At 45.0% G+C, this 17571-nt stretch carries 14 protein-coding genes; 7 read left to right on the forward strand and 7 right to left on the reverse strand.

Annotation, left to right across the window (positions count from 1 at the left end; translation table 11 throughout):
- Positions 1–192: 192 nt before the first annotated feature.
- Both AAEY79_RS01185 and AAEY79_RS01190 read right to left on the reverse strand, forming a co-directional pair.
- Entirely contained in the window at positions 193–1758 is a 1566-nt protein-coding gene (locus AAEY79_RS01185; protein WP_352286901.1) for a 5-methylcytosine restriction system specificity protein McrC, read from the reverse strand.
- A gap of 15 nt (positions 1759–1773) precedes the next feature.
- Positions 1774–2619, reverse strand: coding sequence for a hypothetical protein (locus AAEY79_RS01190; RefSeq protein WP_352286903.1), 846 nt, complete (start codon positions 2617–2619; stop codon positions 1774–1776).
- Between the two features lie 353 nt (positions 2620–2972).
- Here AAEY79_RS01190 and AAEY79_RS01195 point away from each other — a divergent pair, with 353 nt between their 5' ends.
- Together AAEY79_RS01195 and AAEY79_RS01200 are read left to right on the forward strand one after the other, a co-directional pair.
- Positions 2973–3686, forward strand: coding sequence for a DUF4442 domain-containing protein (locus tag AAEY79_RS01195; protein WP_025651745.1), 714 nt, complete (start codon positions 2973–2975; stop codon positions 3684–3686).
- A gap of 202 nt (positions 3687–3888) precedes the next feature.
- Positions 3889–4377 carry a RidA family protein gene (locus AAEY79_RS01200; RefSeq protein ID WP_025651746.1) on the forward strand — a complete coding sequence of 163 codons (489 nt, stop codon included), beginning with the start codon at positions 3889–3891 and terminating at the stop codon, positions 4375–4377.
- Positions 4378–4482: 105 nt separating this feature from the next.
- On the opposite strand, the gene gspE is transcribed toward AAEY79_RS01200, so the two are convergent.
- Positions 4483–6021 carry a type II secretion system ATPase GspE gene (gspE, locus tag AAEY79_RS01205; protein ID WP_037025520.1) on the reverse strand — a complete coding sequence of 513 codons (1539 nt, stop codon included), beginning with the start codon at positions 6019–6021 and terminating at the stop codon, positions 4483–4485.
- Between the two features lie 396 nt (positions 6022–6417).
- On the opposite strand from gspE, the gene AAEY79_RS01210 reads away from it, so the two are divergent.
- Complete coding sequence (locus tag AAEY79_RS01210) at positions 6418–7239, forward strand: thiazole synthase (RefSeq protein WP_101210751.1); 822 nt, start codon at positions 6418–6420, stop codon at positions 7237–7239.
- Positions 7240–7557: 318 nt separating this feature from the next.
- A complete protein-coding gene (locus AAEY79_RS01215) occupies positions 7558–8952 on the forward strand; it encodes a wax ester/triacylglycerol synthase family O-acyltransferase (protein ID WP_173239248.1) in 1395 nt (464 codons plus the stop codon).
- A 186-nt stretch (positions 8953–9138) separates the two neighbouring features.
- On the opposite strand, the gene AAEY79_RS01220 is transcribed toward AAEY79_RS01215, so the two are convergent.
- Entirely contained in the window at positions 9139–9966 is an 828-nt protein-coding gene (locus AAEY79_RS01220; RefSeq protein WP_025651750.1) for an inositol monophosphatase family protein, read from the reverse strand.
- Between the two features lie 391 nt (positions 9967–10357).
- Positions 10358–12442 carry a 1-deoxy-D-xylulose-5-phosphate synthase gene (gene dxs / locus AAEY79_RS01225; RefSeq protein ID WP_227692907.1) on the reverse strand — a complete coding sequence of 695 codons (2085 nt, stop codon included), beginning with the start codon at positions 12440–12442 and terminating at the stop codon, positions 10358–10360.
- A gap of 524 nt (positions 12443–12966) precedes the next feature.
- Here dxs and ribA point away from each other — a divergent pair.
- From ribA to AAEY79_RS01240, 3 genes are all read left to right on the forward strand, one after another.
- On the forward strand, positions 12967–13638 hold the full coding sequence (gene ribA, locus AAEY79_RS01230) for a GTP cyclohydrolase II (RefSeq protein ID WP_201582442.1): 672 nt from the start codon (positions 12967–12969) through the stop codon (positions 13636–13638).
- 8 nt (positions 13639–13646) lie between these two features.
- A complete protein-coding gene (hemF, locus tag AAEY79_RS01235) occupies positions 13647–14642 on the forward strand; it encodes an oxygen-dependent coproporphyrinogen oxidase (RefSeq protein WP_025651755.1) in 996 nt (331 codons plus the stop codon).
- A gap of 563 nt (positions 14643–15205) precedes the next feature.
- Positions 15206–15676: a cytochrome c gene (locus AAEY79_RS01240; protein WP_201631771.1), complete on the forward strand. Its 471-nt coding sequence runs from the start codon at positions 15206–15208 to the stop codon at positions 15674–15676.
- A 96-nt stretch (positions 15677–15772) separates the two neighbouring features.
- Here AAEY79_RS01240 and AAEY79_RS01245 read toward each other — a convergent pair whose 3' ends face one another.
- Both AAEY79_RS01245 and gloA read right to left on the reverse strand, forming a co-directional pair.
- The gene (locus AAEY79_RS01245; RefSeq protein ID WP_352286907.1) at positions 15773–16729 is read right to left on the reverse strand and encodes a mechanosensitive ion channel domain-containing protein; all 957 of its coding nucleotides are present in this window, start codon (positions 16727–16729) and stop codon (positions 15773–15775) included.
- A gap of 77 nt (positions 16730–16806) precedes the next feature.
- Positions 16807–17382 (reverse strand): lactoylglutathione lyase, encoded by a 576-nt coding sequence (gloA, locus tag AAEY79_RS01250; RefSeq protein WP_352286909.1) that lies wholly within the window; start codon positions 17380–17382, stop codon positions 16807–16809.
- Positions 17383–17571 lie beyond the last annotated feature (189 nt).

A 17571-nucleotide genomic window follows, 5' to 3' on the forward strand; every position in this document is an offset into this window, starting at 1 on the left:
AATTGGTTATTGGCAATGCCGCTAACTGCTTAATGTTCCTCGCTATCGAGGTGCACATATTAAGGGGAAAAGACGAGTGTGTCAACACCTATTTTCGAATATTTTATAAATTAGCCAAATTATATTAAAATTATCTTGGAGAGCCATTTTTCGGTGGGAATGTTTGCTTATGAACCGAAGTAATTACAGCGTCTATAACTCTTGTGGTAGTTCACCATTCAGCGTGCCACTCAGCACATCAAAAGGCATAAGCCACAGCTTTGCAGAAGCTGAGTTATGACTATCGGCGTTACCACTTCCATGAATCTGTTGTCTGAGCGCTACAGGTTGTCTGACGTTACCTTGTACAGGATAGACCAACCACACCTGCCCTGCTTGATACGCTTGCGCATAGCTGGTCAACTGATAGGCATCGCTGGCACTGAGCGCACCTGAATGGCTCAGATGCTTCCACTTTATATCGATTACATGGCTGTAGTTACGCGTCTCTTTTGCGCTAGCCATGCTCTGGTTATCGTCATAGGGATGTTTTCTAGCATTTTTCTCCTCACGAATATCATCATTTGGGGTCTGATAAATAAGTAAATCCGGACGGATAGACAGGCACGTCTGTCCTTCTGCATCATTTAGCCACACGCTTTGTGCTTGATGCAGTGCCTGATAATTTTTATTTAGTTGCTCAAACATCGAGGCGATACGTAGGCTTGCCCATTGCTCAAAAGCTTGATTCATATCCATCAATAGACACAAGCGTGGTCGCGATAGAGGTTGAGAGGATAGGCTGGCAGCGATACCGTTGCCGGTTTGTATATCTGAGCGCTGCAATAGCCAGTAAGCCAACTCTAACAATTGCTGCGCGGCCTGTGCTTGTAGCTGACTCAACGGTTGTAGTGCTAGCTGGCGCTTTGCTTGCTGATATACCGACTCTAGGCGCTGCCGCTCATGGTAATTAAGCGCCCGCACTTGTTGCCAGAGCTGTATGGACTTGGGTGGCATGGCTGTTTGCAGGAGCGGTGCCAGCCATACCAGCGCGCTTTTAATCAAACGATTGCTCAGCATGTCTTGACTGAGCACGCTGCGCTCACAGACAAACTTATGCGGTTGTACACTATTGCGGCGCAGTTGCTCTTTGATAAGTAGCCGACCTTGTAGCGTTGCCTGATTATCCACCTGAGCTTGGTAATGCTGGGTCGGTTGATAATGCGCCAAGCGCTGTAAAAACTGGCGAGCGAGCCAATCTGATAGCGATGGTGCAGCTAACGGCAGCGGTGTTACCTGCGAGTTAAATTGACCCAAGCTTTTTGTATTGGCTGATTTACCGTTACGTTGATTACTGCTATTGATCAAATCAGACAGCATGTTTTGTACCCATTGACGGATTTGTCCAATATCGCTATCGCTGTTTTGATGGGGCTCAAAGGACTGCTGCTGCGGGCGACTGGTAGATGCTGAGGCAATTAATTTGGGTAATATCTCAAGCGTCATACCGCTCGGTAACAATACGATACCGATATAATGCCCGACCTTGAGTTGCCATTGCCCCTGTTTGCGTTTAATAGTAAATACAGCAAACTCTTGCGCCATCAACCAATGAAAGTCAGACGCTTGCAAGAAATCGTGCGCCATTAAGCGTTGATGCTCAAATACCGTCATAATATTAGCATCGAGCGCTTTTATTCTGGCGCTATTAGCAATATCGATACTGTTAGCGTTGCTACCTATCGCTTTACTCTCAGACTGTATTACTCTACTCGTCACTCGCTAGCAACCTTATCAATATAAACGCTGGTAGACGGATAGAGTGGCGAACTCGCCTGTTCTTTCGATAAGATCAGCATTAATCCGATAGCTACCAGTGTTAATCGATTGTCCTAAAAAGGCATTATGACCGTTAAATAATGGATTGGGTCGCACGTCATTCGTTTGATGATTTATCTCGTCATCCACATGATCACTAATCTGCGCTTGGCTATTGCCCGTCTCATGGTTCTTACTTAAATGGTGACCGTTATGACCAGAGGCTGCCATGACAGGTCGAATACCTTCGACAAACTCTTCATAACCGTAGGCTTGGTGAAAGCTGACCATACTAAAACGCTGCTCGCTAAAAGCTTGATGCTGGCTTGCGGTATTGTCACGCTGCGCTTGCTGAAACTCTGCCAATTGCTGCGCTAAGTTGCTTAATAAATCCATACTTTCGGGTAGCAAGTACCAAGCGCCGCTATGGTCTTTATCAAAGTAAGCTTGGCTAGCACGGTTTTTATACGTCACGGTTTTTGAGCTGCTAGGACTGTGCATTTGCAGCACCGACCACGCTGTATTACTTAAGTTCTTCTCACGCGCATTTTGGGCAGCTTTGGCAACGAAAAATTCATGACTGACAATCTCAGGTACTTTTATAAGATCTTGTTTTTCAGAGTGAAAATCTAAAAATATCAAACATACCACATCACGCCAGCTTAACGTTTGTAATAGCTGTGCCAGCAAATCAGCATCGTTCGCTCTCGGTAAATAGTCGGTATATTGCTGAGCAATTTGGAGCAATTGGTAGGTTTTACCAGTACCAGCGACGCCGGTATAAATGATATTGGTTGGCTCATGAATAGACATCTCAGGCATAACTTCTTCCGGCAATCACAATGGAAATAAAAAATGATAAATAACGCGTGCTAAAATACCACTATCAAGTCATGGTTATTTTGCACTCAACATCGCTAGCCACTTAATCTAGCAAATAACTTCGTCTAAAAATATCTTATGATCTCTCATAACGCCCAATCAATGCTAATGCTATGGTTACGTTACTGCCATTTAATAAGCGCAGCAGTTCATGCTAATAATAGTAGCCACATCTAGGTTGAGGTACCATAGTCGCCATAGCGGCTACGATAACATGCACTATATTTGAAACTATAATGAACAATGTATCATGCTAGAAATTTTACTTAACCCATCTAAAGAAGGATTTTTGTATGTCAGGATTATTAAAAAAACTCCCTAGCAAGCTGAGCAATAAATTGCCAGCTACCGTATCTGACAGCACAAAATCGCCAGTCGAAAAGCCCAAGAGCACCCTAAAGCCTGTGAACAATCAATTTACCAAACTCTTATCAGTGACAAAGTATTTACCCGCTGGTGCACGCTCTACTATTTTATCCAAAGCGTTTGGCAAGGTTGTACCTTATGTCGGCACAACGGGCGTCTATTATGAAACGGTCGACCCCAACCAAGTCGTGGTCAGCTTAAATAATAGCAAAGCGGTGCAAAACCATATCGGCTCTATCCACGCCGTTGCCATTACCCTACTGGCTGAAACCGCGACTGGCTTTATTTTAGGTCTAAACCTACCTTCTGACCGCGTATTATTGATTAAATCGTATTCGGTGAATTTCTATCGCCCAATCAAAAAAGGTCAAGTGGCTGCAGTGGCGACCTTGTCTGATGAGCAACGCTTGGACATTTTGAACACGCCAAAAGGTGAAATGGTTATTCCTTGCGTGATTCATGACCGCGAGTCTGATAGTGAGCGTGACCCTATCGTCGTTGAAATGCTCTGGGCTTGGGTGCCAAAATCAGAGTTAGAAGCACGCCGTCAAGGACAAAATAATAAGTCCAAATTCGAGACTGAGACTGCTGCAACAGACGGTGTTACAACCGAAAATGATGATAAAATCGAAAGCAAATGATAACGTAATAACAGACATAACAATGACTGCGCTATTAACGACTTTTTTTATAGCGCACTTTTAATCCATAAACTTATACCATTCACACACAAAAATGAAAGTAGCGAGTAAAACGGCTGAAAGTACTACTTACCGTAGACTAAACGCGTTTAACAAGGCTAATCATAATTTTTAGGTTTGGTATTATAATAAGGAGACAGCGATGTCCACATATACTCATAAACTTACTGCCAATTTATCCAAGGCGCTCTTAGTGGCTGCCTGCTCGTTAGGCTTTGCCGTTAGCGCCAATGCAGCACCCGCAACCAATAACTCAACCATGACTAAATCTAGCCCTGTCTTTTTGGGTGATGGCGGCAACTATCCATTTTCAGAAGCGGTACGCGTCGACGACACTTTATACATGTCTGGGCAAATCGGTTTTAAAGATGGCAAATTGGTCAAAGGCGGTATCAAAGCCGAAACCAAACAAGCCTTAGATAATATCAATGAAACCTTGTTAAAATACGGCTATCAAAAGTCAGACATCGTCAAATGTATGGCGATGCTGACCGACATGGACGATTTTGATGATTTTAATAAAGTCTATAAAGCTGAATTGGCTAAGCCCTACCCTATACGCTCCGCCTTTGGTGTTGCAGAGTTAGCGGCGGGTGCTAGCGTTGAAGTTGAATGCACTGCTGCAAAATAGTAGCGCTATTAAAAGTAAGCCAAACTGGCTTTTTTCGTTACACGGTTATTGAGTCAATTGACCTGACGTTGACTCAATAACCGTTCTGCTTTATACAATCACGCTTTATACAATCATATCATCAGTGAGTGCGCTCTCTTTGGTCACTCGCAATACTTCTTCCAATGTTGTCCTTCCTGCGATGACTTTACGCAACCCATCAGCACGTATCGATGGTGTCTGTTGGCGCGCATATTCTTCTAGCTCGTACTCCGCTGTATTGCTATGAATCATCCGCCGCAAAGTATCATCAACGGGAACGACTTCATATATCGCGGTACGCCCTTTAAAGCCTGAATTATTACATTTATCACAGCCAACGGGTTTGGGTAAGTTAATCGTCTGTGCTATTAAACTTTCAGCATGTAACCCTATACCAATTTCAGTAAATAATTTGGCTTGTTCGCTATCAGCAGGCTGCCACGTATGGCAATGCGTGCATAGCGTACGTACCAAACGCTGGGCGACCACACCGATGAGCGATGAGGATAATAAAAATGGCTCTACACCCATATCTTGCAAGCGCGTCACCGCACCGATGGCAGTATTGGTGTGCAAGGTTGATAATACCAAATGTCCTGTTAACGACGCTTGTACCGCAATCTCAGCGGTCTCTAAATCGCGAATCTCACCGACCATCACCACGTCTGGATCCTGACGCAACATCGCGCGCAAACTCTTGGCAAAGGTCATATCGACCTTATTATTGACTTGCGTCTGCCCAATACCATCGAGCTGAAACTCAATCGGATCTTCGGCGGTCAAGATATTACGAGTTTGGTCATTGAGATCCGTCAATGCTGAGTATAGCGTGGTGGTTTTACCCGAACCTGTCGGTCCTGTCACCAGAATAATGCCATGCGGACGATGAATCAAACGCTTTAGCTCGGTGTAGTCGTTATCAGACAGTCCCAAATAGGTCATGTTGAGGCGACCCGCTTGCTTGTCTAATAAACGCATGACCACGCGCTCACCAAAGCTCGATGGTAAGGTCGATACCCGCACATCTACTTCTCGCCCTGCTAAGCGCAAGCTGATACGCCCATCTTGCGGTACGCGCTTCTCCGCGATATCAAGCTTGGCCATGACTTTAATACGTGAGACCAATAATGGTGCCAACTGGCGTTTTGGGGTAATAATTTCTTTTAACTCGCCATCGACGCGAAAGCGCACGACCAGACGTTTTTCAAAGGTTTCAATATGGATATCTGAAGCGCTAAGGCGAATCGCTTCGGACAACAGCGCATTAATCAGTCGAATAATTGGCGCATCGTCTTGCTGATCCATCAAGTCTTCAGTCTCAGGCACGCTATCTGCTAAACTATCGAGATCGGGATGATCTTCAAGCCCAGCGGCGATGTGCTGTGATTCGCCCGTATTGCCTGCATAAGCGGCGTTCATACGTCTTTCAAAGTCATCGGCACTGATGCTCTCGTAAGTCGGCACACCGCGTATGCCTTGCTGCTGTAAAAAGCGCACCGCCTCATTAATCGCTGATAACGGCGTGGCTTTGGTCAGCACTAAAGTCGCTGGCAGCTCAGGATCAATAGCAAGAATGGCCAAGAGTTGATGGCGTTTGGCAAAACTGTACGGCAGTTGCATCATATAGACGACCTGATAAATAGATATAACGGCAGAAATAAAAGCCTTTTCATGCCTCAAAAAGGCATGGCGCACTTCATTGACTAAACCCAAAAAGACTGCAAGTAAGCGCGCATGAGTTTGTTATAATAGCATTTTGTTTTGGGCGAGTAGCATTTTATGTGGCTGGCGTATTTGCTGACCACTTTATACTCAATAAGACTATCATGTGATTTCTTATTTTGCTGACAATGCGTTACTATTAGTCAGTTAGTTAGTAATTACCAGTAGTCAGTAATTACCAGCGATGAGTTAACGGCTAATCAATAACTAGTGATTAACGCTCGCTTCTTTAACGCTCATATCATTAACGTTAATTTTTCTGTCAACCTTGCACGCTCGCTATTAGGATTTTCAGTTATGTCACAGGCTCCCACTACTACCAACCCTATACCACTTTCCCAAGACACCTTCACTGTCGGTAGCCGTACGTTTTCGTCGCGGCTGTTGGTCGGTACTGGCAAATATAAAGACATGACCGAGACAGGGGCTGCCATTGGCGCCTCAGAAGCAGAAATTGTCACGGTCGCCATTCGTCGCACCAATATCGGTCAGAATAGCGATGAGCCCAATTTGCTTGATGTAATCTCCCCTGATAAATACACTATTTTGCCCAATACTGCCGGCTGTTTTGACGCCGAAACTGCGGTACGGACTTGCAAGCTGGCTCGCGAATTATTGGGTGGACATAATCTGGTTAAGCTGGAAGTCTTGGGTGATGAAAAAACCCTTTATCCCAATATCATGGAAACCTTAAAAGCAGCAAAAGTACTGATTGATGATGGTTTTGAGGTCATGGTATATACCTCAGACGATCCAATTGTTGCACAAGAGCTTGAAAGCATGGGCTGCGTGGCAATCATGCCGCTTGGTAGCTTGATTGGCTCAGGTCTTGGTTTGCTCAATCGCCACACCCTTAGCCTCATTGTTGAAAATGCCAAAGTGCCAGTGCTAGTTGATGCTGGTGTCGGTACGGCTTCTGATGCCGCGATTGCCATGGAGCTGGGCTGCGATGGCGTATTGATGAACTCAGCGATTGCCAATGCCAAAGACCCCGTGATGATGGCTCATGCGATGAAACATGCTGTCTGGGCAGGACGTCAGGCTTTCTTAGCTGGTCGTATGCCGATGCGCAAAATGGCGACTGCCAGCTCGCCACAAACGGGCTATTTTTTCCAGTAGCTATTGACTGGCTGTCATCACTTTTTAATATATATTTTTGATGAAAAGCCAGTTATAAAATAATAAGATAGAGGCAATGTAATGTAATGCTACTCGGTGCGATGACACTGGAGCTATGATACTTTAAAAGCATTGTTTTAGTCGTCAGCCAAATAGCCACTTATTAATGACGGTCAGCCCACAGTAAAGGTCGATATAAAAAAACCAAGTGCAAGCGATACCCTCGTATGGTTTGCACTTGATTAACGCTGTAGCAGCTTTATAGTGGGTAGACTCTATAATTTTTACTGATAACTTATCGCCATAAAAGGATTTATTATGCGACTTCTCACCGCTGTTGACCAGTTGTTCTTACTTCTTGAGTCGCGTAAACAGCCCATGCACGTGGGGGGCTTGTTCTTATTTGAATTACCACAAGATGGACAAAATGCGAACGGTGACTTCGTCTACAAGCTGGTGCAGCAAATGCAAAATGCCACAGTACCACCGAGCTTTCCCTTCAACCAAGTGCTCGAAAGACTGCTGTTTTGGAAGGAAGATGATCAATTCGATGTCGAACATCACTTTCGCCATGTGGCGCTGCCCAACCCCGGACGTGTCCGTGAGCTGTTGATGTACATCTCCAAAGAGCATAGCCGATTGCTAGACCGCGCCATGCCATTGTGGGAATGTCACGTGATAGAAGGTATCTTGCCTGAGTCCGAGGGTAGCCCTGAACGTTTTGCGTTGTATTTCAAAATCCATCATTCGTTGGTCGATGGTGTTGCTGCCATGCGTCTGGTCGAAAAGTCCTTGTCGCAATCGCCGACTGAACCTGTCAGTTTGCCCATATGGTCGCTGATAGCGCGTCATCGTAAGTCAGTGGATAAGTTATTACCCGCTGACCGCTCAGTGCGCAGTATCTTAAAAGAGCAACTGTCTACCATCAAGCCCGTCTTTACCGAACTGCTCGACAACTTTAAGCATGGTGATGATGAAGATTACGTCGGCACCTTTGATGCGCCAATGAGTATTCTTAATCAGCGTATCTCAGCCTCGCGGCGCATTGCCGCTCAATCTTATGACATTCAGCGCTTTCGTACTATCGCTGATGCGTTTGAGGTTAACGTCAATGATGTGGTGCTCGCTGTTTGTTCGGGGGCATTACGTCGCTACTTGCTCTCTATGAATGCCCTGCCGACCAAGCCGTTAATTGCCTTTGTGCCCATGTCATTACGCTGTGATGAGAGCGCCTCAGGCAATCAAATCTCATTTTTGATGGCCAATTTGGGCACGCACTTAGACGACCCAGCCAAGCGTTTACAATTGATTTATAAGAGTGTGAATAGTGGTAAACGTCGTTTTAGACGGATGAATAAAGCGCAAGTTATCAACTACAGCGCCATTGCTTATGCATGGGAAGGCATCAATGTGTTGACAGGTTTATTCCCAAGGAAGCAGGCATTTAACCTTATTATCTCTAATGTGCCGGGCTCCAAAAAGCCGCTATATTGGAATGGTGCACCGCTAAAAGCGCTATATCCAGCCTCAATCATCGTCGATGGTCAAGCGCTGAATATCACGCTTTCTAGCTATCAAGATAAAATTGAATTTTGTATTACCGCTTGTAGTAAGCTGCTACCGCATCTGCAAGATATGCTAGGGTTGCTCGAAGATGAGCTGAGTTTATTAGAAGGTATTAGTGACGCCAAGACTGTAGCGGCCAGTGAATAAAGCGTTTAAGTAGTAAAACGTTTAAGCAGTAAAACATGACGCAATAAAAAAGCTGGCACCATTATAATGCCAGCTTTTTTTATGTTAAAAACTCGAAGACTAGCCCTAGAACATGCACTAGCAAAACAGTATTAATTACTCATCATTTGAGCAATCTCATACCATCACTAGCTCGTCGTTAACTGACTAGACTGCGTCGCCCCATGTTGGGACAACCACCTGCATCAACGGCTTTAATAATTTGATGTTACAAGCAAAGATAGAGCCTGAGGTCATCGAGTTGTGAGCGCCTGTATGATCGACGACCACACCACGTGCTTCGGTCACGATAAGCTCACCGGCCGCAATATCCCAAGGCTTGATAGACATCTCAAAGTAGCCATCAAAACGACCAGCCGCTACATAACACAAATCAAGCGCAGCAGAGCCTAAACGGCGAATCTGGCCACCAGACTCAGAGATTTTTAGCAGGCTTTCAAAATGCTCTTTGGCATAAGAGACAACTTCACCATTGCGTTTGCGCTCAAGCGGATGACCAGTAGTAAATAAACCACCATCAATCGTTTTGCGCTCGCTCACTTGCATACGGCGATTGTTCAAGCGTGCGCCTTTACCACGGCTAGCAGAGAACATCTCATCACGGACAGGATCATAGACAACGCCATGTTGAGTCACGCCTTTATGCTGTACCGCGATAGACACACAAAACTGCGGCACGCCATGAACGAAGTTTTTGGTGCCATCTAGCGGATCGATAATCCAGCACCAGTCAGCATCTTCGCCGCGACCTTCTTGCATACCAAACTCTTCACCCAGGTACGAGTGATTTGGATAGCTGGCTTTTAGGGTTTCAATGGTCAGCTCTTCGCTAAAGCGATCAATACGCGTGACCAATCCATCAAGCCCTTTCGACTCGATATCTAATTCAATTTTGTGGCGGTTTTGATGCGCATATAAAATCTCTTTACCAACTTTTTCAGCAGTACGCGCTGCGATGACGACCATGGGTTCCATAAATAACCTATTTGCTTGATGAATGAATAAAACATTTACTTGATGAATAACTGTCAAAAATAATACTAAATCTGTGCTCACAACATGCCAATCAGCCGCCGCATCACACTATTGCTATGCGATTAAAAAACGTTGTTTTTAAAAAATCTAGCCTTTAAAAACAATAACCGCATTATACTAAAATTGTTCGATAGAAACGAAAAAACCTTCACGTTCACTAAGCCAACCACTATTTTAATGGTCGTCACAAACTGCGCAAGTTGTAAAAAAGTCAGCACCCACGGCTAAGCAGGCGTTATATCTGTTGGTTATATGATTATCTTTTTTCGATCTTTATAATTAAAACCATAACTATTAAAGCTTTTTATAAATGCATTTCCACGGTATAAAGTTACGACAATAACGTTTGTAGTTGACTGACCACACCATCAACGTCCAAACCACAGTCAGTCCATTGCTCGACTTGGGAGCCGTGGGCGATAAAGCGATCAGAGATGCCAATATTAGAGACAGCTGGACGATTGGCTTTAAAAGCAGCAGATTCGTTCAGCAAATACTCATTGACCGCACTACCCGCGCCGCCCATTATCATATGCTCTTCTAGGGTGGCAATATGGGTAATACCTTGCTCAATTAAGGTTTCGAGCAATTTAGTATCTAACGGTTTTACCCAGCGCATATTGACGAGCTGTATCTGACAGTCTGATTCTATATTATCATTAATCAGACGTTCTGCCGCTTGCTGAGCCGTCGCAACCATCGTGCCAAATGCCAATAACGCCAGTTTTTTAGGGGCACTGTTGTTACCTAATACTGACTCTACCACTGCCTTGCCGATGTTATAAGTTTGCGCTGGCTGAGTAATAACAGCTCCAGTACCGACGCCGCGTGGATAGCGTACGGCTGTACAGCCTTGGTACTCATAACAGGTATTGAGCAAATGGTAGCATTCATTCTCATCTTTTGGCGCCGCAATCAACATATTGGGCACGCAGCGTAAAAAGGCAAAATCAAACACGCCAGCATGAGTAGCCCCATCTTCACCAACCAGACCAGCGCGATCGATAGCAAACGTCACGTCGAGGTCTTGCAAAGCGACATCATGAATGAGCTGATCGTAACCACGCTGCAAGAACGTCGAATAAATCGCGACAATAGGTTTAACGCCCTGAGTCGCCATACCAGCAGCAAGCGTCACCGCGTGTTGCTCAGCGATAGCGACATCGAAAAAGCGCTCGGGGAAATGACGAGCAAAGTCGATCATCCCCGAGCCTTCTTCCATTGCTGGAGTAATTGCCAGCAACTTATCGTCTGCCGCTGCTTTGTCACATAGAAACTGACCAAATACTTGTGAGTACTTTAAGGCAGGCCTAGTTTTTGGACGGTTAGTTTCTGGAATATCAGCTTTTTGAGTATGGATTGCTGCAGTTTTATGTTCTGTAGGTTTCACTTCATCAGGCAATTTACTGATAGCATGGTAGCCGACTGGATCTAATTCTGCTGGCGCAAAGCCCTTACCTTTAGTGGTATAAATATGGACTAAGACCGGACCTGTTACTTGCTTGGCAAGCGACAATACTCGTAACAGCTCAGGGATATTATGACCATCAAAGGGGCCAAAATAGGTAAAGCCAATCGCTTTGAATAAGTTGTCTTCTAACTGCGGTACATCGCGCATCTCTTTATGGCGTTTGCGGCGGTCAAAGGCCTGCATATCAGGGCGATGACACAGCACAGGCTCGCCAGTATCAGAGATATCAACTTGATAGCCTGACTCCCACAACATCGCTAAATGCCGGGAAAAGCCACCGATAGAGCAGGATATCGACATGTCGTTGTCATTTAAAATAACGAGCAGATCGGCATCTTGTTGTACGGCGTCATTCATGGCTTCAAACGCCATGCCGCCGGTCATAGCACCATCACCAATAATACAAGCCACGGTTTGCGCGCGACCTTGGTAACGCAGCGCTAGACTCATGCCAAGACCAGCTGAGATAGAGGTCGATGAATGCCCAACACCAAAGGTATCGTAAGTCGACTCAGCACGCTCAGGGAAAGCCGTCAAACCGTCTTTGGAGCGAATCGTTCCGAGCTTATCGCGGCGACCTGTCAGAACTTTGTGCGCATAGGCTTGGTGACCGACGTCCCAAACAATCTGATCTTGCGGCGCATCTAAGAGATAATGCAGCGCAATCGTCAGCTCAACCACCCCTAAATTGGCACCAAAATGTCCACCACTCTGACCGGCTGAATACAGCAAAAAAAGCCGCAGTTCATCAGCCAAGGTTATCAGCTGCGCGGTAGTGAGTGCTTTTAGGTCAGTAGGCGTATTGATCGCATCAAGTAGCGGCGTTTGGGGACGCGCACGCGGAATCACTGCATACGTCTGTTGCAGACTGGATAGCTTAGCAGCAGACTCAATGGCTGACGCGGATACTGACTGAGACTGTGGGGAATGAGGTGACTGCTGCATAAACCGTACGATACCTACCAATCTGCTGACAAGGGTCTATTTAAAATATTACTATGACTATAAATAACTGAGTGACGTTAATAATAGTAATAATCACGACACCATTATGGATGTCATTGACTATATTGATATCGTTAACTATAAAATTACTGCTAGCAACTATATAATCACGCATAGCAATAAATACGCCGCCATAATAGACGACGATAGTCTTAACGCTGTGACATCAACCGTTGCTATTATGCCTTATTGCCTGGCATCAATATCAGCCGTTAGTGACGACATAGTAATGTAAGGGCAAAGACTTGTCACTGTATCCGTTAAAATAGTATGGCATAATAGCATTTTTTTTTAATTGTCGCTTTAATCATCGTGCGTCGTCTGTGAACTTTGTGTGTTTTTATAATAAGCACAATAAACACACTGCCTTCACGAACCGGTTATACTGATAACACCTTAACCATAATAATATGGCTATGTCAGAATCCGCTACCGCCTCGATGATCGGCTCATGTAGGACATTAATGTCATATCAATTTATCACCAGTGCCACATTACCGACTCGTCACGGCGAGTTTGATATTCATATCTTTGAAAATGATGATGGACAAGAGCATGTGATGCTGACCGTCGGTCTTTCTGTGGTCAATCAACAGACAGAGGCCGCGGGCTTGCAGCAAAAGGATGACGCGCTAGCAGAACGACCTATTCCCTTAGTGCGCATCCACTCTGAATGCTTGACAGGCGATGCTTTTAGCTCACTAAAATGCGACTGTGGCCCTCAGCTCAATACCGCGATGCAAGCGATACAAGAGACTGGGTGCGGCGCTATTTTATACCTGCGCCAAGAGGGTCGCGGCATTGGGCTGACCAACAAGATTCGTGCCTATGCCCTGCAAGATCAAGGGCATGATACCCTAGATGCCAATCTGATGTTAGGCTTGCCTGCTGACGCGCGCGTTTATGATATGTGCAGCCCGATGCTCGCCCATGTGGGCGTTGATGCGGTGAGACTCATTACCAACAACCCAGACAAGGTCGCTTACTTGACTGGCCATGGTATCAACGTCGTGGAGCGCGTACCATTAGTCGTTGGCGTCAACGACATGAATGCAGACTATCTAGCCACCAAGCGTGATCGCATGGGTCATCTACTCGACAAAGATTTCAATACCGCCATACACCTGAATAAATAGATATTTTTATGAGTACTCCAAATAGTGATAATTCTCCAAATCTGTCAGCAGCAGATTCAACGACCCCAACCAAAAATGACATCATGCGTGTGCGTGAATTTTTGGTCGATTTACAAGCGCGTATCTGTCAAGCCTTAGAAGCGCAAGAGCGCGATGGCGGCGGCAATGCGACGTTTGTCCCTGATAACTGGGAACGCTCTGAAGGCGGCGGTGGGCGCTCATGCGTGCTGGCAGATGGTGAGGTGATTGAAAAAGCAGGGGTCATGTTTAGCCATATTCATGTCCATAACTTGCCCGCCTCTGCCACCGCACGTCACCCTGATATTGCAGGTCGTAAAGCTCAAGCGATGGGTGTGTCACTGGTTGTTCACCCAAAAAACCCCAATGTCCCAACTAGCCATGCCAATGTGCGCTTGTTCGTCGCCGAAGCCGAGGGCGAAGACCCCATTTGGTGGTTTGGCGGTGGCTTTGATTTGACACCTTTTTATCCAGTACTAGCGGACTGTGTCCATTGGCATCAAGTCTGTCATGACCTCTGTGCGCCCTTTGGCGATACTGTCTATCCTGACTTTAAGCAATGGTGCGATGAGTATTTTCATTTGCGTCATCGTGATGAGCAGCGCGGTATCGGCGGACTGTTTTATGATGATGTTAATACTGAGAGTCGAGGCTGGGATTTTGACACCTGCTTTAACTTTATGCAGGCAGTCGGCAATGGTTATCTTGACGGTATATTGCCCATTTTTGAGGCACGTAAAGAGACGCCCTATATCGAAGCGCAGCGTGAATTCCAGCTCTATCGTCGTGGCCGCTATGTCGAATATAACCTTGTATATGATCGAGGCACGCTATTTGGACTACAAAGCAACGGACGCATTGAATCTATCTTAGTCAGTATGCCGCCACTGGCCAGCTGGCATTACCGCTTTGAACCTGCCGCAGGAACGCCTGAGTTTGAGCTGACAGATTTTTATCTCAAGCCACGTGATTGGCTGTCGCTATAACTATATAGTCAAGGAATTTTAAAATCGCTACAAGGCGACCGACCGCAGATAGTACACTAAGTACATCTAGGGCGGGTAACACCGTAGCGGTTTAAAAGTGCTCCGACTATAGTTGTGCTACGAGCGTCGTTTGCACTGAAGCTCAATGATAACAACTCTTAGTCATAATAAACCTCAGTTATAAAACCACTGTGGTAGCTCGTTGTACAATATATAGTCAAAATATTCTAAAAACGCTACGGTATTGCTGATATCAATTTTTCTTGCTTGCTGTGCCTGCGCAGACAGAGGCTACAAAAAATTAATATCAGCACGTGATGTATCGATATTACTTTTCGCTGACTATACAATCTATGTTGTGCAGTCAAATTTTACGATGTGATAACAACTATTGTAACGGTCATTACTTAGATAACCGTTACAATAGAATGTATTTTTCGCAAAAACCCTTTAGAAGCGACTGCGTTTCTAAAGGGCGAGAGTCAGTTTTATAATAATATTTTTATTTAGGGCTAGCATTTGCAAGCGCGCCTACTATTAGCCAGATTAAAGGAGTAACTTTCATGGCACAGGTTCATAATAACAAATCATTAAAATCAATTTTTGGCATCACATTAATGGCAGCAGCTTTAGGTATAACCGCTTGTAGCACGCCAGCTGACCCTGATGTTAAAGCGCGTCAAGACAGCATGAAAAGCTGGGGCGATGCGACAGGTATCATGGGTGATATGGTTAAAGCCCCAGATACTTTTGATGCTGAGGTCTTCAAAGAACAAGCTGCTTTCTTAGCAGAAGATGCGAGTAAGCCTTGGAGTCATTTTGAAAACCAAGAAGCCGTTGGTAATGCCACTGACGCTGTCTGGAGCAATGTTGAGGAGTTCCGCGCTGAAGCAGATAACTTCCAAAAAGTCACTGCTGATCTAAATACAGTCGCGCAGACAGCCACGACAGTGGAAGATGTACAACCAGCCTTTAAAGAAGTTGGCGCCAGCTGTAAGTCATGCCACACTGATTTTAGAGCCAAAAAAGACTAAACCACTGGTTATGACGTTATAAGCAGACTGCTAAAAAGCCGCCCTATGATAGGGCGGCTTTTTATTAAGTTGGCTCAGTATTACAGACCGTACCTCTTATTGATTGACACGTTCCTGCTCATTGAGTTTATTTACAATCGCTTTTACAGAAGGATCACTCAAATCGATCGTACGTATGGGGAAAGGAATATTCACCCCTGCCGCATCCAATGCATTCTTAATCTCTACGATAACTTGATGGATTGAGGCAACTTTATTAGCTTGGGTGCCATCTTCGATGAACCAACGCACCATTAAATCGATTGAGGAGCCACCAAAACCTGTCGCAATCACGCTTGGATTGGCTTTAGTAGAGACACTATCCACTTTATCCAGCGCCCGTAAAATCTCAGCCTTTGCTGCTTCGATATCATCTTCGTAACCAATACCAACGGCGACTTGTAGACGGCGCTGCTTATAGGCGGTATTAACAGTCAATGCTGAAGTATACAAATCCGAGTTTGGAATGACCACTTGTCGACCATCATAGGTCTTGATGGTCGTCGCACGGATTTTGATATCTTCAACCGTCCCTTCATACTCCCCTGAGACAATCTGATCGCCAATACGAAATGGCTCTGAGATAAGTAGCAAAATACCAGATAGCAAGTTTTGAAAAATATCCTTAAAAGCAAAACCAATGGCGACCGAACCAATACCGAGCGCACCAATAAGCTTGGCAGGTGTAAATCCTGGTACGGCAATGACCATGGCAATCATAAAACCAATGAAAATAATCAGTGCACCGCCTACCCGCTGAAACACTTTAACTAAGTTTTGATGACGACTGCGGCTACCTAATAATTTATAAACGATTTTTTTGAAGACAATCGATAAAAACCAAAAAATCAGGATAACGATGAGCGAAGCCACAAAATGCGGTATACGCTCGACAAAGCCAATCAGGATGCCATTCGCCGAATCGATGATGCTTTGATATGTCAACGCATCTGTCGTTGTCGATTCAGCAACTGTCTCACTACTTACTGCGGTTTCTGCCTCAGAGGTAGGCATTCAGGGGTCACTCCTTTGATATGTGAACTTTTTAAGTCAATGATACGCCATCGTTGTTGATTGTCAGGTCCTAAAAACTAGCCCATCAAATCGGCTTGTACGATTTCAATCCAATAGCCGTCAACGTCTTTAATAAAAGCGATATTTTTCATACTGCCATCTTCGGGACGTTTCTTAAATTCGACATCATTTTTATCAAACCAAGCCACCGCTTCATCTAGGTTCGGGACGCTAAAGCAGATATGTCCAAAACCTTGTGGCTCACTATTACCATCATGATAGCTAAAGTCAGATTTAGTCTCGGTACCATAATTATGGGTCAACTCTAAAATACCGCGCTGACGGAAGGCAAAGATTTCTAAATCTTCACCGGCGGGTAAATTCTCACGCTCGCTATCGGTCAGCTTGGCTAAGAAATATAAATCAAATTCCATCTCAGGGAACTTTTTTACTGCCAGTAGCGTCATACCGAGCACGCCAGTATAAAACTCCAATGATTTAACAGGGTCTTTTACCCGTAGCATGGTGTGGTTAAAGGTAAAGCCTGAAGTCTGTGCAGCAATCGACTGCACACCATCGGCCTTTATACTGCTTGCAGGCTGCGCTATCGTTGCTTCATTATTATTGGTTGAATTGGACGCTGACGTAGACATAGTTATCCTAATAGTTGACAAGTTATGGAAGTTAAAAATCAGCAAATCACGCTATTTGTGATTTGCTTAACTCTCTCATCATAATAAAAAATGGCAGGACTAATGATAGGATTTTGTAAGAACTTATAATCTATACAGTCAATCTATATGGATAGTTATATTCAATTATTAAACACAAGCGCGCTAGCC

It is taken from the genome of Psychrobacter sp. GW64-MNA-CIBAN-0177, assembly GCF_040309585.1.
GTDB lineage: Bacteria > Pseudomonadota > Gammaproteobacteria > Pseudomonadales > Moraxellaceae > Psychrobacter > Psychrobacter okhotskensis.